Annotated in this window: 21 protein-coding genes; 8 read left to right on the forward strand and 13 right to left on the reverse strand. The window is 35.7% G+C overall.

From position 1 onward, the window contains the following. Positions 1-38: 38 nt before the first annotated feature. Both rodA and purF read left to right on the forward strand, forming a co-directional pair. Positions 39-1,142 carry a rod shape-determining protein RodA gene (gene rodA, locus ACFZP3_RS01030; RefSeq protein ID WP_253309566.1) on the forward strand — a complete coding sequence of 368 codons (1,104 nt, stop codon included), beginning with the start codon at positions 39-41 and terminating at the stop codon, positions 1,140-1,142. A 25-nt stretch (positions 1,143-1,167) separates the two neighbouring features. Beyond that, on the forward strand, positions 1,168-2,553 hold the full coding sequence (gene purF / locus ACFZP3_RS01035; RefSeq protein ID WP_265016499.1) for an amidophosphoribosyltransferase: 1,386 nt from the start codon (positions 1,168-1,170) through the stop codon (positions 2,551-2,553). 19 nt (positions 2,554-2,572) lie between these two features. On the opposite strand, the gene ACFZP3_RS01040 is transcribed toward purF, so the two are convergent. The 5 genes from ACFZP3_RS01040 to smpB form a co-directional block, all read right to left on the reverse strand. After that, entirely contained in the window at positions 2,573-3,082 is a 510-nt protein-coding gene (locus ACFZP3_RS01040; protein WP_253309568.1) for a DNA-3-methyladenine glycosylase, read from the reverse strand. Positions 3,083-3,480: 398 nt separating this feature from the next. Then, entirely contained in the window at positions 3,481-4,455 is a 975-nt protein-coding gene (gene ruvB, locus ACFZP3_RS01045; RefSeq protein ID WP_386086648.1) for a Holliday junction branch migration DNA helicase RuvB, read from the reverse strand. Further along, entirely contained in the window at positions 4,452-5,024 is a 573-nt protein-coding gene (gene ruvA, locus ACFZP3_RS01050) for a Holliday junction branch migration protein RuvA (protein ID WP_253309569.1), read from the reverse strand. Before ruvA ends, ruvB begins: the two co-directional genes overlap by 4 nt. A 1,071-nt stretch (positions 5,025-6,095) precedes the next feature. Further along, positions 6,096-6,887 (reverse strand): prolipoprotein diacylglyceryl transferase, encoded by a 792-nt coding sequence (lgt, locus tag ACFZP3_RS01055; protein WP_253309570.1) that lies wholly within the window; start codon positions 6,885-6,887, stop codon positions 6,096-6,098. A 6-nt stretch (positions 6,888-6,893) separates the two neighbouring features. Continuing rightward, positions 6,894-7,343, reverse strand: coding sequence for an SsrA-binding protein SmpB (smpB, locus tag ACFZP3_RS01060; RefSeq protein WP_253309571.1), 450 nt, complete (start codon positions 7,341-7,343; stop codon positions 6,894-6,896). 98 nt (positions 7,344-7,441) lie between these two features. Here smpB and ACFZP3_RS01065 point away from each other — a divergent pair, with 98 nt between their 5' ends. Next, positions 7,442-7,963, forward strand: coding sequence for a Na+/H+ antiporter subunit E (locus ACFZP3_RS01065; RefSeq protein ID WP_253302098.1), 522 nt, complete (start codon positions 7,442-7,444; stop codon positions 7,961-7,963). Here ACFZP3_RS01065 and ACFZP3_RS01070 read toward each other — a convergent pair. Next, positions 7,956-8,372 carry a hypothetical protein gene (locus tag ACFZP3_RS01070; protein ID WP_253309572.1) on the reverse strand — a complete coding sequence of 139 codons (417 nt, stop codon included), beginning with the start codon at positions 8,370-8,372 and terminating at the stop codon, positions 7,956-7,958. The two genes, ACFZP3_RS01065 and ACFZP3_RS01070, sit on opposite strands and share 8 nt — an antisense overlap. A 392-nt stretch (positions 8,373-8,764) precedes the next feature. On the opposite strand from ACFZP3_RS01070, the gene ACFZP3_RS01075 reads away from it, so the two are divergent. Then, positions 8,765-9,626 (forward strand): IS630 family transposase gene (locus tag ACFZP3_RS01075; protein WP_386086489.1). Its coding sequence is split into 2 segments (ribosomal slippage): positions 8,765-9,090 and positions 9,089-9,626, totalling 864 coding nucleotides; the frame shifts between segments, so codons are not numbered across the junction. Positions 9,627-9,711: 85 nt separating this feature from the next. Here ACFZP3_RS01075 and ACFZP3_RS01080 read toward each other — a convergent pair. Next, a complete protein-coding gene (locus ACFZP3_RS01080) occupies positions 9,712-11,505 on the reverse strand; it encodes a reverse transcriptase/maturase family protein (RefSeq protein ID WP_386086651.1) in 1,794 nt (597 codons plus the stop codon). A gap of 1,308 nt (positions 11,506-12,813) precedes the next feature. Between ACFZP3_RS01080 and purN the strand changes: the two genes are divergently transcribed. Next, positions 12,814-13,380: a phosphoribosylglycinamide formyltransferase gene (gene purN, locus ACFZP3_RS01085; RefSeq protein ID WP_187297655.1), complete on the forward strand. Its 567-nt coding sequence runs from the start codon at positions 12,814-12,816 to the stop codon at positions 13,378-13,380. Positions 13,381-13,382: 2 nt separating this feature from the next. Here the strand turns inward: purN and ACFZP3_RS01090 are convergent, their stop codons facing one another. The 4 genes from ACFZP3_RS01090 to ribF are packed head-to-tail and all read right to left on the reverse strand — an operon-like array spanning position 13,383 to position 17,455. Beyond that, a complete protein-coding gene (locus tag ACFZP3_RS01090) occupies positions 13,383-14,693 on the reverse strand; it encodes a M16 family metallopeptidase (protein ID WP_265016709.1) in 1,311 nt (436 codons plus the stop codon). Then, entirely contained in the window at positions 14,680-16,020 is a 1,341-nt protein-coding gene (locus ACFZP3_RS01095; protein WP_253309575.1) for a M16 family metallopeptidase, read from the reverse strand. Before ACFZP3_RS01095 ends, ACFZP3_RS01090 begins: the two co-directional genes overlap by 14 nt. 29 nt (positions 16,021-16,049) lie before the next feature. Beyond that, positions 16,050-16,526 (reverse strand): signal peptidase II, encoded by a 477-nt coding sequence (gene lspA / locus ACFZP3_RS01100; RefSeq protein ID WP_096617753.1) that lies wholly within the window; start codon positions 16,524-16,526, stop codon positions 16,050-16,052. Beyond that, positions 16,523-17,455 (reverse strand): riboflavin biosynthesis protein RibF, encoded by a 933-nt coding sequence (ribF, locus tag ACFZP3_RS01105; RefSeq protein WP_264687999.1) that lies wholly within the window; start codon positions 17,453-17,455, stop codon positions 16,523-16,525. The genes lspA and ribF overlap by 4 nt, the downstream gene beginning before the upstream one ends. 68 nt (positions 17,456-17,523) lie before the next feature. Between ribF and grxC the strand changes: the two genes are divergently transcribed. Further along, positions 17,524-17,874: a glutaredoxin 3 gene (gene grxC / locus ACFZP3_RS01110; RefSeq protein ID WP_164224674.1), complete on the forward strand. Its 351-nt coding sequence runs from the start codon at positions 17,524-17,526 to the stop codon at positions 17,872-17,874. Between the two features lie 115 nt (positions 17,875-17,989). Next, entirely contained in the window at positions 17,990-18,862 is an 873-nt protein-coding gene (locus ACFZP3_RS01115; RefSeq protein WP_264688001.1) for a hypothetical protein, read from the forward strand. Positions 18,863-19,613: 751 nt separating this feature from the next. Here the strand turns inward: ACFZP3_RS01115 and ACFZP3_RS01120 are convergent. After that, positions 19,614-20,081: an SWIM zinc finger domain-containing protein gene (locus ACFZP3_RS01120; protein WP_253309578.1), complete on the reverse strand. Its 468-nt coding sequence runs from the start codon at positions 20,079-20,081 to the stop codon at positions 19,614-19,616. A 203-nt stretch (positions 20,082-20,284) separates the two neighbouring features. Here ACFZP3_RS01120 and ACFZP3_RS01130 point away from each other — a divergent pair, with 203 nt between their 5' ends. Continuing rightward, positions 20,285-20,506 (forward strand): hypothetical protein, encoded by a 222-nt coding sequence (locus tag ACFZP3_RS01130; protein WP_264688003.1) that lies wholly within the window; start codon positions 20,285-20,287, stop codon positions 20,504-20,506. 98 nt (positions 20,507-20,604) lie between these two features. On the opposite strand, the gene ACFZP3_RS01135 is transcribed toward ACFZP3_RS01130, so the two are convergent. Continuing rightward, positions 20,605-21,165 carry a hypothetical protein gene (locus ACFZP3_RS01135; RefSeq protein WP_253307172.1) on the reverse strand — a complete coding sequence of 187 codons (561 nt, stop codon included), beginning with the start codon at positions 21,163-21,165 and terminating at the stop codon, positions 20,605-20,607. Positions 21,166-21,216: the final 51 nt, after the last annotated feature.

A 21,216-nucleotide genomic window follows, 5' to 3' on the forward strand; every position in this document is an offset into this window, starting at 1 on the left:
CTTTGTTTCATATTTTACTATACTTTAAGGTTATAAGTGTGGATAGGCTGAAGAAGATTCATTGGTTATTAGTCATTAACGTGATAGTGCTGTTTTGCGTTGGCATTGCTGTTCAATACTCTTCTGCTGGAGGAAAGTGGGTACCATTTGCAATTCACCAAATAGTCATATTTTCCTTCTTTTTCCTACTCGCTATAGCTATGTCATTCATAGAGCTAGATTTTTATTTGAAGCACGCCTACTTTTTTTATATAGCAGCAGCGATTTCGCTATTAGCAGTAAATTTTTTTGGCTCGCACATAATGGGTGCGACGAGGTGGATAAGAATTGGGTCAATTAGTCTGCAACCATCAGAATTTGCAAAAGTAGGCTTAATACTTGCGCTTGCTCGTTATTTTGATAAGCAAAGTGTGTATAAAATGATGGAATTTAAAAGATTGCTTAAGGCGGTAATAATTATTTTCTTGCCTGTATTCTTGGTGTTAAAGCAACCTAATTTAGGCACAGCTGTGATAATGTTGTTTATAGGAGCATCAATTATATTCACAGCAGTAATAAAAAGAGCTCATTTAGTAATTTGTGGGACGCTTGGCATTTTTGCAGTACCGGCTATTTGGCCTTTTTTACGTCCTTATCACAAGCAAAGGATATTGTCGTTTTTGGATTCATCAGTGGATCCACTTGGAATAGGTTATAATGCGCAGCAATCTCAGATAGCTATTGGTTCAGGAGGTTTGCTTGGTAAGGGCTTTGTTAACGGAAGTCAAACTCAACTTGGATTTTTGCCGGAGAAACGTACGGATTTTGCTTTTGCAGTGCTGAGTGAGGAGTGGGGCTTTTTAGGTAGCATGGCTTTAATTTTGCTTTATACCTCATTACTTGGCATAATTTTCTCTATCGCTTATAGGTCGAAAAATTATTTTTCTAAGTTAGTATCTATCGGGATTTTTGCTTTTTTTGGCGCTCATTTTTTTATAAACATTGGAATGTCAATAGGCCTCTTGCCTGTGATAGGCGATCCACTGCCATTTCTTTCCTATGGAGGAAGTACAACTGCTGCAAGCTTGATATGCATAGGATTATTGCTGGCAATAAAAGCAGATGAACAACAAAATGCTTGTATTTCACCTATGCTAAAGTAAAATTAAACTTTACTTAATAGTTTTTATGCTAGATGAAATGCGTGAGGAATGTGGAGTATTTGGTATAAGCTGCAATAACGATGCTGCATTTAACTCTATACTTGCTCTCCACGCTTTGCAGCATAGAGGTCAAGAGTCTTTTGGCGTAGTAACCAGTAACAACGATAAGCTGCACTCTTATCACTTTCAAGGTCAAGTGAGCAGCGTATTTGATGATATAGATGAAATAAAGAAATCCTTACCTGGAGATTGTGCAATAGGTCACGTTCGATACTCAACAAGTGGTAGTAAATTTGGAGTGCAGCCCATGCTTGGCAAAAGTGGCAAATTTGGGGATTTTGCCATAGCACATAATGGTAATTTAATTAATATTTCTCCGATACGCGAACAATTAATTAAACAAGAGTGCGTTTTTCAGTCAGATATTGATACAGAAGTAGTAGTGCATCTGACAGCAAGCGGTGAAAAAGATAGCTTTTTAGAGAGTTTTATATATGCATTAAAGCAAATACAAGGTGCTTATTCTTTTGTGGCAATCAATCAAGAAGTAGTTATTGGAGTACGTGATCCATCTGGAATCAGGCCTCTTGTTTTAGGAAAGTTAAACGGTTCTTACGTTCTTGCATCTGAAACTTGTGCTCTTGATATAATAAATGCAGAGTTTGTTAGAGAAATAGAACCAGGCGAATTAGTTACCATCAGTTCGGATAGTAAGCTAGCCTCAATGTTTCCTTTCCCACAGCAAAAATCAAGTTTTTGTATTTTTGAATACGTTTACTTTTCGAGACCAGACAGCATAATGGAGAATAGGTCCATATATGATATAAGAAAAGAAATAGGAAGAATACTTGCAGAAGAGAGCCCACCAAAAAACAATGTAAATATGGTTGTACCAATACCTGATTCTGGAATACCTGCAGCTATTGGATATGCAAAGCATTCAGGATTACCTATGGAACTGGGGATAATTCGTAATCATTACATAGGAAGAACTTTTATACAACCAACCGCTGAAGTACGTAAAGTTAGAATAAAATTAAAATTCAATGCTAATAAGCATACTTTGAAAGGTAAAAACATAATTTTAATAGATGATAGTATAGTGCGTGGTAGTACGCTCAGAAATATAATAGTTATGCTAAAGGATGCAGGAGTAAAAGAGATTCACCTCAAAATTTCAAGCCCACCAATTAAGCATTCTTGTTTTTATGGAATAGATACGCCAGAGTGCAAAGATTTAATTGCTGCAAATAAATCTGTAGAGGAAATTAAGGAAGTTATAGGAGTAGATAGCCTAGCCTTCTTGAGTATTGATGGACTATATCAGGCTGTTAAAGGAGAGGTGCGTAACAATGCTACACCACAATATTGCGATGCTTGTTTCACTGGTGATTATCCGATTGGCAAATAGTCTACGCAAGATCTTAAGTTTAGAAAATCTTAAACCGCCAAAATTTCTCTTGGCCTTTACTAATTCCGATTCTTGGAGTGCACACATAATCCGGGTTGAGATGAGATTCATAAACACAAAATTTGTGGCTTATAGTAAGGTCCAGTTTATTGTGTTCTTTTGTAATGTTTAATCTTTTGCACAATATTCCTGGTCCGCCTAAGTTTGCTTCAAGCGGTTCAATGAGCTTTAATCCCCGTATTAACACTGCTGCTGGGAACCCTTCTGCTTCTGTTACAATATTTAAACAGTAATACATTCCATATATAAAATACACGTATGAAAACCCCGGCATACCAAACATTACTGAGGTTCGGTTAGTATAGCCTCTTGCCGCGTGACAAGCTGGGTCATTCATTCCTATATAGGCTTCAACTTCGGTTATTATTCCACTAAAGTTAGAAAATTTGAGGACTTTTCCCAATAACTCTCCAGCTACAGTTAAGGTCGGCCGCTCGTAGAAATTTCTTGGTAGTATTGTGCTACCCATTTTTTATTTTTGTTCTGAGGTTCTATATAGAATTCAGTTTAAGAATTTCTGGATCCCAGTGTCAAGCACTGGGATGACAAGAAGGGGAGCTACTTGAATGACAAGAAAATGGTACTGGCATAATAAGAAAGAAACACTGAGATGGTGAAAGAGAGAATATACGCAAGCAGCACTCATAGGGTAGCCCGTGACGCTGGAATCCAGTTTTTTCCTATTACCACAAACCATAGCTTAATTAGTTAGAATAGCATAACTAGCGAATACGAAATGGAGAAGTTTTAATTTGAACTACAGTTTCAGTGCTATTTAACATATATGCCTTTATACACAAAAATGCCAGTATATGATATTATGCCAATCAATATATAATTGAATTATGGTAAAAAAGCTCTCTAATATTAAAGGCTCAAATACTCCTTTGCTTGATCAGTTAGAACGCGCCCCCTTGGTGTGCGCTTTACAAAACTAATTTTGATTAAATAAGGTTCTACTGTTTCTTCAATATTGCCAACATCCTCGGATAGCGCAATAGATATGGTGTCAATTCCAACAGGTCCTGAGGTGTTGAATAAAAATCTTAGATAATGCATATCAAGTTTATTGAGTCCCATTTTGTCTACACCCAATTTTAGCAATACAGAATCAGCGACTTCATAAGTGATTTTTTTATCATCTTTCACTTCAACAAAATCCCTTATTCTTCTGAGTAACCTCAAAGCAATTCTTGGAGTGCCACGTGCACGGCAGGCAATTTCCCGTGCTGCATTTTCTTCAATTTCAGTAGAAAGAACTCTTGTGCCTCTTTTTATAATATTAACCAGTTCTTCAAAAGAATAAAACTCAAGATGCAAGGGAATGCCAAAACGATCTCTGAGTGGCGCAGAAAGTAATCCAAGCCGTGTAGTTGCTCCGATTAACGTAAATGGTGGTAGATCTATCCTTAAAGTGCGAGTAGATGGACCTTCACCTACTAATATGTCCAAGCAAAAATCTTCCATAGCAGTATATAAAACTTCTTCGATGCTGCGATTTAATCTATGGATTTCGTCGATAAATAGAACATCTTTTGCATTTAAAGTGGTAAGCACTGCAGCCAAGTCCCCAGCTTTACTAAGTAAAGGACCAGAAGTTGCGCGGAAGCTGACCCTTAATTCTTTAGAAACAATTTGTGCTAAAGTTGTTTTGCCAAGTCCTGGGGGACCATACAATAAAACGTGATCTAAGGCTTCAGTTCTTGTCTGTGCAGCATTTATAAACACTTTTAAATTTTGTATTAAGTCTTTTTGCCCGACAAAATCATCAAGTTGTTCAGGTCTGATGTTGATATTGCGCACATCTTCAGTATATTCTTTATCGCACGATATTGATTTCATAATGTTTTAAGCGCCATGCGAATAATATCCTTGGTGTCCAGATTTGACGATTCGTCTTGTATTTTTTTTATCGTATCATAAGCTTTCATTTTTTCATACCCAAGATTGATCAATGCTGAAAGGGCATCTTCATTGATTGGATGAAAATTATTGTTATTTATTTCTAATTTACTCACTTTGCCACTTAATTCAGTGATGATTCGATTTATGAGTTTCATGCCAAGTCCACTCATCTTGAGTGCTACTTTATCTTCATTCATAATTGCCAAAAACAGCTGTTCTGGAGTTAATTTACTCAAAATTGACATTGCAGTTTTATAGCTAACACCACTTACTTTAACAAGCAACCTCAAGCACTGCTGTTCTTCTTTGCTTATAAAACCATATAGCTGAGCGACATTTTCTCTGTTATTTGCATAGGTTTCGATAAGTAATTTAACTCTACTTCCGATGGAACATGCATTTAAAGTTTTGGCTGAGAGATACACCATATAGCCAACATCATTCACATTCAGGATTATGTGATCACTGCGCACTTCATCAACTATTCCGCTTAGATTTCCTATCATTTTTAGCACTGTATAGGGTTCAGTTTAAATACTCCTGGATCTTAGGTCAAGCAAACGAACATTATAACAGAGAGCCAAGTAGATCATAGAAACGAAAAACTTCCTTGACACATTTTGCCAACATTTGCCGCTTCAAGTCTGTCTGCTATGACTTTTATATACTGATAATCATTATACTCACACCCCGGTACCACCGTTTGAAAGCACAGTTCAATGAATTTTAGAAAGTTTATTTTGTCCATGATATAATGTTGAAACCAGCGCGTGACGCTGGGATGACAAAAAAAGGAGCACTGGAATGACAAGGCTATAGGTTGCAAGCGAGACGTCATACCGTGATTTATTCACGGTATCTCTTGGCATAGATCCCGCTAATAAGTAGCGGGATGACGAATTGCTTAATTGTCATACCGCCGCAGACCGTCATACCGCCGCGGTATCTCATCCGCTAACAAGAGATCCCGCTAACACGTAGCGGGATGACGATTCTTCAAATCGTCAAGGTGTCATCCGAGTAGCTTGACTACTTGGATCCAGAAAACTTAACTTTAAATAAGTGGCTGCATAATAAAGACTAGATTACAGCGTCACGCGCTGGAATGACACCATTTTCGGTCTCTTAAATTGCTTTAGCTACAAACATTAAGAAATTTACCAAATGGAAAAAAAGGCAAAAGAAGCCCCGTGGTGCGAGTTTTGACTCTATATTACTGTAAGTGGCGCTGTAATAATGTTCTAACGCTTAAAATAAGCGCGATTTGGCTGAATGTAGAAAAAATAAAAAAGACATGCAGCCGCTATAATTTTATGTAATCCGCCAAAAAATACCCTGAGTTTTTTACTGAATTTTGTCATTGAGCCTGCAGGTCAAAAACAAGTTTTGAGTCATAAATACCCTTATTGTCATAATAAGGGGGCTGGCGGAGTTTGTCAAGCAAGTTTTATGGCCTAGCGTCACACGCTGGAATGACACCGGATCTCACATTCATTCTACTGCAACGCAGAAAATTCGTACAATTGTGCATGATGTAGGGTTTCTGGCTACATTTTTCTATTAAACTCACCTTTCCTCTATGTAACAGATTTCGTATTAAATTTTAAATTTAATGCGCCTAGATATACAAGCATTCCTAGCAAAACCATAGGTATAGAAAGCAACTGCCCCATAGTTAAATCAAGCCACAAATAGCCAATTTGATAGTCTGGTTCGCGAAAAAACTCAACGAAAAAACGTGCTACTCCATACCACATAACTGCAATACCAGTTAACGCACCGTGATACAGTCTTATTCTAGTCAAGAAAAACAGTGAATTTGCAACTGCAAAAAGTAGCAGTCCTTCAAAAAGTGCCTCATAAAGCTGGCTTGGATGACGCAGCAAATTATCACCACTTTCTGGAAATACCATACCCCATGGCATAGTTGTAACTCTGCCAAATAACTCTCCGTTTATAAAATTGCCTATGCGACCTAAAAATAAACCTATGGGAACTCCGCAAGAAACTAGGTCCAGTGCATAAAATATAGGAATGTTATGTCTTTTACACGAAATTATTACTGCAAGCAAAACTCCTATAGCACCACCATGAAATGACATTCCTCCTTCCCAGGTCTTCAATATCTCGATAGGGTTGCTTATATAAAGAACTGGATCATATATCAATACGTAGCCAAGTCTACCTCCAAGGATAATGCCTACAATAGTGGCTGTTAATAATGAATCGTAAAAATTCTTAGTAAATATTTTTTGGTCGTCTAGCTTGTGTAAATACCAATATGCAGACACTATACCCAAAACGTAAGCTAAGGAATACCAATATATAGAAACAGGACCGATGCTGAAAATTACTGGATTTAAAGACATATTTTGCTATAAATTATTCTTAGACAATCTACTTTTTTCACGATCCCACTCTCTCTGTTTTATGGTTGCTCTCTTATCGTAGAGTTTTTTTCCTTTTACAATGGCAATTTTAGTTTTTGCAAATCCTTTATCATTAAAATAGATCGAAAGCGGCACAACAGTTATCCCAGCGGTTTTGATTTGACCAATTAGTTTGTTTATCTCTTTTTTATGTAAAAGCAGTTTACGTTCCCTTTTTGGTTTATGATTTTTTCGGTTTGCAGCTTTATATTCTGCAATATGCATATTGTGCAGCCATATTTCGCTATTCTTTTCGATAACGTAGGCGTCGGAAATATTTACTTTTCTTTCTCTTAGCGATTTAACTTCACTGCTTAATAAGACCATACCCGCTTCAAATTCTTCTAAGATGAAATATTCAAACCTTGCTTTCCTATTTTCTGCAATAACTTCCATATCTAAAGATATCTTTAAGCTTCAATATATTACAGAGTTTTTGACTTAATTCATAATATATCTTTCCTTAAAAAATCATTTAAGTTATACTGCAAACCATGAACCTTAGGCAAAAAATCAAGTTTTTTTCTCTATCATTTGTAATTTTATTTTCTCTATGGACTGTATTGTCTGGTTATTTTGAGCCATTTTTTATTTTTTGTGGAGTGTTTTCCTCTATATTCACATTATTTATCTTTAGAAGGTTGATAAACGCTGAAAGAGCTCTTAGCCAGATTTTAAATGGTACGAGTAGACTGTCGTTTTATAAGTTAGTAAGTTATATACCATGGTTAATGTACCAAATCATTTTATCAAGTGTTTATGTAACAAAAAAGGTGCTACGACTCAAATCTAAGCTTGAGCCAATCATTATCCTAAGAAAATGCAAAGGGCATAATGATGAAAGCATTGCGTTATTTGCCAATTCGGTTACAATCACTCCTGGAACTTTAACTATCAATGTTGAAAGTAAGCAGAAAACATATTTCTCTACCATGTATCTGATAGATAAAGATCTTGAAAGCGGCATTTCTGAAATAGAAAATAAAATCTTAAAAATACTACGTTCAGTTAAGTAATTGCTTTAAATAAGTTAACAGCATCCTTATATTCCCTTACAAGACTTTCAAGCATCTCTTTTGGAAGGCTATTGTTAACAATAGAACATAAATAATTATGTAAATCTTCTAACCTTAGTATGTTATTTCTCTTCTTGCTGTTGAATTTATACGGAAAAATACCTTCCATAACTTCAATAGTAGTAGCCTTGTTTAAAAATACATTTTCACTTGTCACGCTTATTCTTGCTAAAACAGTGTTAATTTCAGGTTCGTCATTTGTATAAAAATCTGATAGCTGAGTTATTCTAATAACGTATAAAGTTACTATTTTTGATAAGCAATTATCAGCATATTCACAATTTTTTATTACCTCCCACTGAGTAACCTGGGATTTACCTATTTTTGCATTGTTCGGTAATTTACTCATTCAACTTTCTCCATTTAATCCAGTAGATAGATTATACTAATACTTTGTTAAATAAATGATAACGCAATCATAAAAATATATATTCATAATGGCATGTTATGTAAAATAGTACGATATCCAGACATTAAAGTTGATTTAGGCTGGTTTATATTGGGCACCTCTTATTTCTGCATTACCTAAGCAAGCTAAGCTGTAAAATGACAGTTGGACATCAGCTCATAACAGGAGCACTCTGAAATATAGGGAGAGTAGACCGGCGGACCTTCCCCGCCAGCCTCTCACAGAACTGTGCATGAAGTAGAGTGGGCAGCCAGCGAGTTACTTGTTAAGTATAGCTCTTCTCATAATAATCCAAACAAGTTAAGATATGGATTTATGGTAGTGGGGTTTGTATGCCAGCAGCGTATAGTTACGATTTAAGGAAAAAAGCAATGGAGGCATTGGATGAAGGAGAAAGTAGAGCAACTGTTGCAGAGAGATTTAAAATTGGAAAAACGACTCTATATGAGTGGCAGAAAAGGCGTAAGGAAACGGGAGATTTTCAGTCAAAAAAGCCTGGAAGCGTAGGATATAACCATAAAATTACTGACTGGAATGTTTTTACCAAATTTGCAAAAAACCATGGTGGCAAAACTCAGTCAGAGATGGCTAAACTCTGGGGTAATATCAGTCGACAAACGATTCACCGCGCACTTAAAAATATTGGATTTACAAGAAAAAAAGACCTACGGATATAAAGAAAGAAATGAAGGAAAGCGAGCTCAATTTTTAAAGGTTATAGCAACAAAACGTCATGAAAATCTTGTATATATTGATGAATCTGGAATAGATAATACAGAAGACTACCCATACGGATATTGCAGAAAAGGAGAGAGGTTTCATTCATTAAAATCAGGTAAAAAAACTCAGCGTGTCAGTATGATTGCAGCTCTAAATAAAAGGAAGATCATTGCTCCATTGACCTTTGAAGGATACTGCAATAAGGATGTTTTCGAGGCTTGGTTTGAGCAGTTTTTAACTCCAATTTTAAGGTCTGGCCAAACTGTAATTCTTGATAACGCTACATTCCATAAATCTAAAAAAATAGATAATCTTGCTAGAGGAGTTGGTGCTGAAATTCTTTATCTTCCTCCATATTCTCCAGACTTTAACGAAATTGAGCATAATTGGTTTGCTATAAAGAATAGAGCTAGAAAAAATATCCCTATTTTTAAGTCTTTCCGTCAAGCTGTTGATTCTGCTTTTTTATTCTGACTATTATGAGAAGAGCTATACTTTTCCAACAACCCCTCTCCGAACCACGCATGATCGTTTCCGTATCACGTGGCTCTCCAATAATCTAACGTTTTAAGGAGTCACCATCATATTTTCCATATTGGATTTTCTTATGGCATTCATGACAAACAACAAGAGTCTTCCTCTGTCGTTCAATCATTCTCTTTTTCCATTTCGGTAGCTCAGTATTACGTTTACCTAGCAAATCAGCAAGTTTACGTACGTGATGTACTTCAATCTGCTCTTGTGATTTACATAATTCACAAGTTTGTGCCAATAGTCTTTGCTCTATTTCACTACGCTTATTCCATATTGGTATAAGGTTATCACTTATACTTACCCATTTATTCCATTTTAGTGACACAGCACCAAAGTGTGTAATTAATGGTATCTTTGATGGTAAACGATCTACTCTGACTTGGATGACTTTTCGTTTTTCACCTTCGTCGTTTTCAATCATTGCACCAAATTTTCTATAAATTTTCCTGCAAGTTGTTTTGTATTTAGATGCTAAAGTCTTTACTAATGATACTTCCATCACATACTTCAAATAACTTAGTGTGTGAAGGTTGTAGGCCATTTTGTAATATTGTACAATTCCTCGATATTCAGTTTGATACTGAGCAACAATACTGTAAGCTGTATCAAGTGTACGTTGAGGTAAATGTATAGGCTTTCCACAACGCATATATTCAGAACACTTTTTCTGCTTTATATGATGTGGTACACGTAACCCAATACTACCATTAATACATCGTTGTGTCCGATGATCATGTTTATCATCTGCATGCAAGACGTGTATTTTATAACCTAAAAAATTGGCTTTGCTATCACACGCGTGTGTAATAAGCGTTTTATCTTCATTAAGCATAAGTTTGAGCTCCTCATTGAGGAATTTAGCAATCTCATTTTTAATTTGTTCAGCTTCATTTTTTGGTCCTGCAAACCCTACCAGAATATCATCAGCATACCTAACATACCAAAGACGTCGATAATTTAGATCACAAGAATCCTTAGATGGCATACCCTGCACTAATTGACGCAGTTGTTTTGCTTGATCCCAGTTCCCTTGTTTTCTCATCATCGATACTTGCATGGTTAACCTTAAATATTTTGGATTTGTCTTTCTTCGCTTACCTCGGTTATTTGATGGTATTAGTATATGTTCCACATGTTTATCTAACCGATCGAGTAATATGTTACTCAAAATTGGACCAATAATAGAACCTTGTGGTACCCCACTATGACTCTTATTGTACTTCCAATTTTCCATATATCCTGCTTTTAGCAGTCGATTGATTAGCTGAATAAAACGGTTATCTTGGAAGCTTTCACTCAGTATTTTCAACAACATAGTATGATCAATTGAGTCATAACATGCACTGAGATCTCCCTCTATAAACCATTTTGTACCTCTGCCTTTTTGCATTACTGCTCTTAATGCAGTGTGGCATCCACGCTTTGGTCGAAATCCATGTGAACATTCACTAAATTTAGGCTCATAGTAGGCTTCCAATATTAATCGGATTACTTCTTGAAGTAACTTATTTGACCATGTTGGCAATCCTAACGGCCTGCGTTTACCACTCTTCTTTAAAATATAGATACGTTTTACTGGTGTCCACCGATATCGCTCATAGCGTAAATCCTCTATGATTTTATCGATTTTCTCCAAAGACATACCATCAACTGTTTCAGTTGTCACACCTTCTGTCATAGCACCTTTATTACGACAAAGTTTGCCATACGCTCGAAGGTAAAGATCACGCTGATAAAGTAGGCGATATACGTTTTTAACCGGCAAATTTCTTTGTCCACGTTCACGTATAATGTTAAGTATTGTTTCAGCTTTCCGCATCTTGCGTACCTCCCAATTTCAACATTCAATTATCTGTCACCCTTTGCCCTGTATGTGGCTTTCCCACGCTCCCCGGTGATTCGTTACTTTCACGACTACTACGATGACTCCGTAACCATAGAACTCGCGTTCCTTAGGTCATCCCATGTTCCGTCACTAAGAACTGTTCTAGATCAACTTAGGTTTTCCATTCATCCTCTTAAATAAGTTCACTACTTATCGTTCTACAGCCAGAATGTCACACAAACGAAAGTTTAATCTGTGCTTACCGTAGACATGGGGTTTTAAATGCGATACCCATGGATGTGAAGTCCCACCCCTGAAGATTAGAATTCAAGCAGTTTAGCTTTAACCATATTGATCAGGTGTTGCAAGCCGTTATCTTACACATCTTCAGATAACTCTCGCTTTACATACATGCTCTTGTCCTCCTTCCCTTTCGGGTTAAAGTTAGTTGTTCACCTCGAGGCCATTTATTCTGAACCCCGCTTAGCTCTGCTAAGTATTTCTTAATGCGTACCACGGCGCACACTCTCGACTCACACAGCTCCCATTATTCGGCCCTTGCTACTAATTATAGCATAATCAAGGACTCTGTTTTAATCAATTGCTCATCCCATTTCTGGTTGACAAAACAATTAAAACTAAATCCCTTCGCTCCATTTCCATTACAGAGACTTCTTCACTACTACGCGCCCCTGTTTTTCGCATCGGTACTCTCACCCTTGGAGTTTAGCTCCTTGGATTTCTCCCTTATCATCGAAACGACAGGTTCCCGCAGTTCCACGCAATAGCCCAAAATAGATTCACGCCACCTCTATGCCGGACGCCACCTATCCGGTAAACAAGCTCCCGATAGATTTATCCCAGGTTAAGTTAGACCCCTGGTTTTGACGTCATTTAAAAGGTTTCGACACTTCATCAGTGGTTCACTTTCGTTCATCTCTCCATTCCTTACATGACATATAATTGTGCCTTTTCCATAACGCTCACTACCTTGCCAAAGCAGCTTATAGTTGTTTGAAGCCTGCTCTTGTAAACCGGCTCCGAGGGGCCCACCCTCATCTATTGCGTAGCTTTTGCACTTAGTTTGCTCTTACTTGAACATTCTTTGTGTCTCTACGGCACACCTAACCCAAGAAAGGTTTTCCTACGTCATACCGCCAAGGATAGATTCCGCTAACGAGTAGCGGAATGACGAATTTGTTGTTTTTCAAATCGTTGGTAAACCTAAGTCACTTTAGGTATAGATTTACTTTTTGAGTTATTTTGTTAACATTAATTATTACACTAAATCAATTGCACAAAATGAAAAAGGTGAAACTTGGGATACTAATTTCAGGCAGGGGATCAAATATGCAGGCCTTGATAGAGGCATGTCAAAATCGTAATTTTCCTGCAGAAGTTGTGTGCGCTATCACAAATAATAGCGAAGCTGCTGGCCTAAAAATAGCAGAACAAGCAGGAGTGCCAGCGTTTATTGTTAGAGATAAACCACTTGATGCTGATAAAATTCACGAAATATTTGTTCAACATAAGGTTGATTTAATTTGCCTTGCAGGGTTTATGAGAATCCTGCAAGCTAATTTTCTCAGTAAATGGAATAACAAGGTGATAAATATTCATCCCTCTCTACTTCCGTCCTTTAAGGGCCTAAATGCTCAAGAGCAAGCTCTAAAAGCAGGAGTAAAAATCGCAGGCTGTACTGTACATTACGTCACTCCTGAAATTGATGCTGGAGCCATAATTGCTCAAGTTGCTGTGCCAGTGTTACCAGCTGATGATATTCAAAGCCTCTCAGAACGCATTCTAGCTGAGGAGCATAAGTGTTATGTAGAAGCAGTAAGATCAATAGCAGAAAATATTAATTATTGACCTTAAGTGTTTCTCCCAACTTCAACAAAAAATAAATTTTCGGGTTCCAGTAAAGAGCTTGCCAGTTCGTTTACTTTCTCTAATTTAACGTCATTAATATAGCTCACAAAATCATTTATATGGTTAATATCGCGGTTGTTTGTCTGAATATTATTTAGTTTTGCAACTATGTTGTTATTATTAAACATAGAGAAAACATAGGAATTTACCATACTAATTTTTGTATCCCGAAACAACTGCTCATCAATTCCTTCCTTTTTTATCCTGCTAAATGTATCTTTTACCGCTGATATTGATTGACTGGCAGTAGAACTATCAGTACTAAGACTTCCAATCATAATGTTCCCATGTTTATTGAGAATAATACTCGCATAAACACCATAAGTAATGCCTAAGTTTTGCCTCAGTTCTTTCATTAATATTGAATTCAGCCCCATGCTGCCAAGCGCATTAATCAAGACTTGAGCATTATAGTAGTCTGGATCTTCATAAGCTATGCCTTTTTGAGCAAAAAATATTACACTCTGTGGTATATCCATAAAAATGTTTTTATTCTCTGCAGGACCAAAATCATTTTTCACAGGTATTTTTCTAACTTTTGATCTTTTTGACGGCAATTTAGATAAATATTTATCTAATAATGTAATAATTTCTTCTTTTTTTGCACAACCAGCAACACTGATAACTATGTTATCTTTAGCAAAATTACGCTTTATGTATGTTAAAACATCATCTCTAGTAATGCTCATTACAGTGTCAAGAGTTCCATATTCACTTTTTGAGTAAGGATGTTTTTTAAACAATAATGTATTCAATTCTTTTCCAGCAACAAAAAAAGGATTTTTTTCAAGATTATTAAAATCAACTTTGGCTTTCTCGAAAACTCTATTCAACCCTTCAGGGTCAACTTTAGGACGCATTATAGCGTCGCTCAATAATGAAATACCTTCTTCAAGATTTTCTGATAAAGCATCTAATGAAACTCTAAATGCTTCTAAACCAGCAATAAAATTTAAACTAATCCCTTTATCTTCTAGCCTTTTTGCAAAATCTTTGGCATCATTTTTTCCTGCCCCTTCTTGAATTATAAGAGAAGTAAACCAGGTAAGTCCTTGTTTTTCTACATTTTCATATGCATAACCTGCATCTTTGAATGATATATTAAGTGAAATTTTTGGTAAATCGTGGTTTTCAACAAATAGAAACTTAAATCCTTTACGGGTAGTGACCTCCTCTATATTTAGGTTACCACTTGCTTGTAAATTAAAGCCTAGACAGAAAAAAAATAGGAGTACAAATTTACTTATTCTCATTATCATCTCCTTTTGGCAACAAACGACCAATTAACTTATTAGCAGAAAAAATAGCACAGATTTTATTATTTACATCCTCTAGATTGACATCATTAATCTTGCTATATGAAATATCTATTTCATCAAGTGGAATACCAAGCGCTAAGTGTGAGCCATAAAAAAATGCTATACTATTTAAACTGGATAAATTGTCAAACTGTGCTGCCTTGTACCTATACTTCGAGTTTTGCAATTCCTCGCTTGTTATTCCTGTGGACATAAAATTATTAATAGAATTTTCTAATTCTCTTTCAACAGTGCCTAAATTAACCCCACTTTTTGGAATGACCTGAATATCAATATAGCCATCACTAAAAGTTAAACTATTGTAATAAGCAGATACTGATACTGCCACATCTTTATCTAGAACCAAATCTTTATACAGTTTGCTGGATTTGCCGCCACCTAAAATGTCAACCGCTAAATGAGCAGCAGAGGCTTCATTTATGTGATCAAATAAGGGAACACGATAACGAAAATATAAAACTGGTTCTTTTACTTCAGTGCTCTCTAAAATCACCGATAAGCCTGCATTATGCACTGGATCCTGATTTGGATAATGCCTAATTACTGCCTTAGACTTAATGTCACCATATTTTTCTTCTGCTAGCTTCACAACTTCATCAAATTCCACATCACCAACAATCAATAATATTGCATTGCCGGGGTGATAATAGTTATTATGAAACCTCACTATGTCATCCTGATTGTAAGTTTTAATATCGCTCTCCCAGCCAATAACAGATCTACCATAGCCATTACGGTAAAATGCACTATTCATTTCTTCCCGTAATAAGTTGTTAGGATGATTATCAAATCTCATCTTCCTCTCTTCCAGTACAATGTTTTTTTCTCTTTCTATTTTATCTTGAGTAACATTAAAATTGCCCATTCTGTCTGCTTCAACTTCCATTGCCAGTGGTAAGTCATTTTTAAGGGCTAATTCGTAGTAACAGGTATATTCCTTAGTAGTAAACGCATTAAACTGGGCCCCAATGCTACTCATAGTGGCTTCTATATCTGTGAACTTCCCTGTAGTTTCAAACATTAAATGTTCAAAGTAGTGAGCCAATCCTGCTTTGCCAATTGGATCATCCATTCCCCCAACTTTGTATATTACTGCATGTAAAACGGCTGGAATCCGATGATTAGGAACAACATAGACATCTAGTCCGTTACTGAGTTTAGCATGTTTTATGTCGTGCTCTATGCTTAAAGCCTTCAAAGAAATTGGGTAAGTAAAAAAGAGTGCAGGTAGTATAAGAAAACTAAAAAACTTATGAAGCATTATTTCGACCTAATATAAAAACAATTATTTTATTCCTCATTTTGTTTGGAAATAAACATATCGTATATATACCACTTATATAACAATGTAAACATTCCACAAACTATAGATAAATCCGCTAAATTAAAAGCTGGCCAATACCAATCATCAATATGAAAATATATGAAATCATATACAGCTCCCCAATAAATCCTATCAACTACGTTTCCGATTGCTCCACCAATCATCAGAGAAAACCCAAGGTAAGTTGACTGATCATCAGACTTGTATATCAAGTATGCAAGTATACCAATTATTAGTATTGAAAATGCTGAAAAAAAGAAACCGCCATGCGGTAAAGCGCTACACATTCCAAAACTAATGCCTGAATTCCAAACTTCAACTAGCTTTATAAAGCTAGCGATCTCAATTGATTCTCCCTCATCAATCAATGAGTTTATGTACAATTTGCTCGTTTGGTCAATCAATACTATAATTAATATAACAATTAAGCATAACTTTTTCATAAATTTGCCTTTAACCTATAAATTTTAAGTATATCATAATTTATCTGTTTTGTTAACTCCTCAATACTATGGAATTTTTTTTCTGACCTTATGAATTTTAAAAGTTGTATATTAACTTTATGATTATATAAGTCTTCATCAAAATCGAATATGTGCATTTCTATTATAGGCTTTTTCAGATCCTTAAATGTAGGTCTCATACCAATATTGACTACTCCATATAACCAGTTTGGGTTATTATAAGAAAACATCACTTTAGCGTAATATGTACCAAATTTTGGTTTTATCATGCAATCTTCTATAGGAATATTTATGGTTGGGAATCCTATTTCTCTACCTCTACACGCACCCTTTGTCACAACACCAGAAACTTGATAAGGTCTACCAAGTAATTTATTAGCAATGTCTATTTCACCTTTCTGTACATACTCTCTGATTGAAGAAGAAGAGCAAATTTTGCCGTCAATTATTAATGGCTCTAATTTAGTCAAAGAGTATCCATATGTTTCAGAATATTTCTCTAGAGTTAATATATCACCCAATCGTTTATGACCAAAAGTACAATTTTCTCCGACAATTATGTGTTTAGCGCCATATTTATCTATTAAAATCTCACTGATAAAGTCATCGCAGCTAACCTCAGAAAAACCTCTACTAAAATTAATAATATACAAGTAATCTATACCATAGCTGCTGATTAGTTCCTTTTTTTGTTCTTGGTCTATTAACCTAAAATTGTTTCTACCAAATAAAACAGTTGATGGGTGAGGCTCAAAAGTTAAAACTGCAGAGGGTAATCCTCTTTCTTGTGCTACCTTCTTTAGAGTGGAAATTGCAAATTCATGTCCTAAATGAATGCCATCGAAATTTCCGAAGGTTAGTGCTATATTATTTTCTATCCCTTGCTCACAATTATAAATAATTTTCATACAATTTGATGTTTTTACATGTTTCTTATATATAATAACTATATTTTAGCAAGCTACGGAGATAAATTGTGAAAAATACTAAAGGAAAAGTTATAATATATGTAAAGCATCACTGCCCATTCTGCAAAAAAGCAAAAGAGTTACTGGATAAAAAAGGGGTGAAATATGAAGAAATCGATGTGCTCAAAAACTCAGATCTATTTAACGACATAAAATCAAAGTATAACGTTAGAACAGTTCCACAGATCTTTATTAACGATAAGCACATTGGGGGGTGTGACAAATTGATGGATCTTGAAAAAGAAGGAAAGTTGGATGATATGCTAAATAATAATGACAATCACACTGATGTCACAACCTACACAAACAGCAATGATGAATGTGGAGAGTGTGTTATACCACATGATGATTTTATGTAACTTTTTATCTTGTTTTGTCGTGTAATACGTAAATGAAAACTAGTATGCTCACTTTAAACAATTCTTAATGAATTAAAAATACAATTCATTTAGTGAGTTTTTTTAGTGGGAAAAAATGACAAAAAATATTTCAATTATTAGCAGAAACTTAATTAGTATCGAATTAGTTAACAAACAAGATTTAGAGAATTTCATCAAGATTTTCACAGTGCTTGATAAACATATAGCAGCTAAAACACTTTTTACAGAAGAAGTGAGAATAGAGTATAAACAGCACAACGGCGGAGAAGTTGTTGAATTGCTAAAAGATACAGACTTTACATATCATGAGGTTGAAAATGTATTGAACCACCTGAGTAAACATGAAATGAAGGTGCCCAGCAGTGTTATAGCACATACCCTTTTTGCTGCATACAATCACGCACTTGAATCTAAGAATGTAGCATTTTCTTTTTCTGAAGGCTCTCCACAATTTAACATCAGAGTAAATAAGAATACCTTTATAATAACTCCTATGAGTGAAGAGAATTTGGAATTGAATTCACAAAATAGCAGAACGCTTATAGAGTCATTAAAGAGCGAAAAAAGTATTTATGATTGTATAGTAGAGGAAAATACTATTAAAGTTATAGTGCATTCTGAAATACATCAAGCTATAAATTTGATTATAAAATCACTGATAAAGTCCCGCCTTTTAGCAAAAGAGGAAGAAGGAAAATTCAAAGAGAAATTGAGACAACTTGCTTTTAAGGATCAAGCTTTTGTTGAGTATTCTAGCATCAGAACCATCAATAGGTATCCACATAATCATCCTCTGAGGAAGCATGAAAGTGTTACTAAGGATATAGAAAATATTTTATGTGATTTCATAGCAAATGAGAACAGCGAGTTTGCTATAGAACGGTTAAATAGGCTGAGCTCAGCAGTTTCTCCGGATACTCCAAGAATCATCACTAAAACTATAGATAAACTTGTTAAGTTTCACTAAGGTATACGAGAGCCAATAGATTTCTTGTATTACCTTTTGTCATCCAAGTAGCCAAGCTACTTGGTTCTTTTTTTGGTTCCAGCACTATGTACATAGCTGTACAAACATTGTAGCCGTTATTCAGTAGCCCTCAGAAACGAAAAAACTTACTTGACACCCTTCGCCAGCCCCCTTATCATGGTACTGAAGGTATTCAGTTATCTTCATCTGTGCAGATTAAACAGCAAAAAAACAACGTACTTGGCGTCTTATTTTTAATTTTTCGCACTATGTGCACCTTATGTCTTCACAACATTTCTAGCTATATAAGCCGAAACGCGCTTACAAAGCGTTTAAGACAGTAGAGAACGCCAATTTGCAGGATTAGAAAGTGACAACTAGCTAACACGGGGTTTCTTTTGCCTTTTTTTCTGCTTAGTAAATTTCTTAAACATTTAAACAAAGGTGAGTTGCATTTAAAAGCAGCTAAATTGCAGTGTTTAAGACTTAAAAAACGCCAATACTGAAAATAGACAATGACTAAGGCTTCTTTTGCCTTTTTTTTCGTTTGGTAAATTTCTTAAACATTTATGGCTAAACGACAACCGTCATCCCGCTACGTGTTAGCGGCTAAGAGATACCGCGGCGGTATGACGGTTCGCGGTGGCATGACGATAACCTCGTCATCCCGCTACTTGTTAGCGCCGCGGCGGTATGATGTCTTCCTTGGATCAGCTATAGATTACCTGATCTCACCATCTTTCCAATCACTTTATACATAATTCTCGGATTTTGAAAACTTACTTTGAGTGAATTGCTCATATTCTTTATCCTCTAGTTCTTCAAAAATCTCAGGATAATGTTCACTGGAACGAGTAATTATTGAAATTAGCTCTTGCTTTGTTTTTTTAAGTAAAAACCTTTCAAAGAGAGTCTGTTCATCTGGGCGCGCAGACGACCGATACTCCTCTCTGTCAAGATCAATCAAAGCAAAACCTGTTGCAGCCATATGCTTACATGGACCAAAGTAACAGAATGCAGGGCAGGAACATGTTCCACTGAAAAGAGGACCATCGTGCTTTAGTGTTACTCGATATACATTTGATCCAACTACCTTTGATTTAGCTTGAGATTCATTAACAGATATAATCTGTACCTTTCCTTTGTTAAAATAATCTCTTCCGCTAGAGAGGTAGGGTTCTTTGATAAGACCTGTGATATCTTTATAATACAGTCTCATTTTTGCCTCCTTATTTCATATATAAAGCCCTCAATTTTCTAATATATCCTTTCTTCCATAAAAATTTATTAACCCACCACAACTTTTATATGGCCCTGCGGACAACTTTATAGTGCTATAGCTAACTCAAGAAAGGTTTCCCTACGTCATACCGCGATTCATTCCACAACTGTACGAACGTTGTAGTTTGGGCCACTAGTGGGGTGTCATCCCAGTGCCCAGACACTGGGATCCAGCTTCTATGCAACTTAATTAAAAACGTTTGTTTTAGCGTAAGACAACTACCTTTAGCTCATCAGCTCAGTTATAAGCAAAATTCCTGGATTCCAGTGTCAAGCACTGGAATGACACCATTTGCTGTGCAATTTACCTTCAAAAATGAATGTTCGTACAGCTATGGATTCATTCGCGGTATCTCAGCATAGATTCCGCTAACGAGTAGCGGAATGACGAATTTGTTGTTTTTCAAATTGTAGGTAAACCTAAGCCACTTTAGCTATATATAATAGAATTTCGCTTTCTACTATCTTTCCAATCGCTTTATACATAATTCTCGAATTTTGAAAATTTGCTCCATGTTATACGGTATGGTTGGGTTACTGATCAGCCAGCTCTCAATAAATTGTTTATGCTTTTCTATTTTATAGCTTCCAAGGTGTTCTGGCTCAATTTTTTCTTCCTCTGTCAGTTTTAATAACATGTTATTTCCTGGAAAAGTTATGTCAATAATTCGGCTTTCGTAACGAAGATAGCAATGCATTTCTGGAATGTGTAGTAAGTTATACTCATTTAGAATTGCAGAAGCTTTCGGAGTGTTCACTTTATTCATCATAAAGACAGCTATGTGTAGCGTTATGTCGATTTCACATTCGCAACCTAACTTATAAATCAGAGCATGTTTTGTACTACACGTTCCTCGTCTTTCATTGAATACTGATATACAATCTGTGCGGTCAAAATTGCGTCCATAAGGCAGCTCATGTACATATTCTAATGCTTCACGTAACGTAATAATATCCAAATTTAAAAAGAGATTCGATATAGGCTTATGATTAGATAAATATATTTGATTTAAGTCATTCATATCATCATTATCTAATTTCTCACTTGTATAAAATTTGTTTTCTTACTTCGA

The organism is Wolbachia endosymbiont (group A) of Norellia spinipes (genome assembly GCF_964273535.1).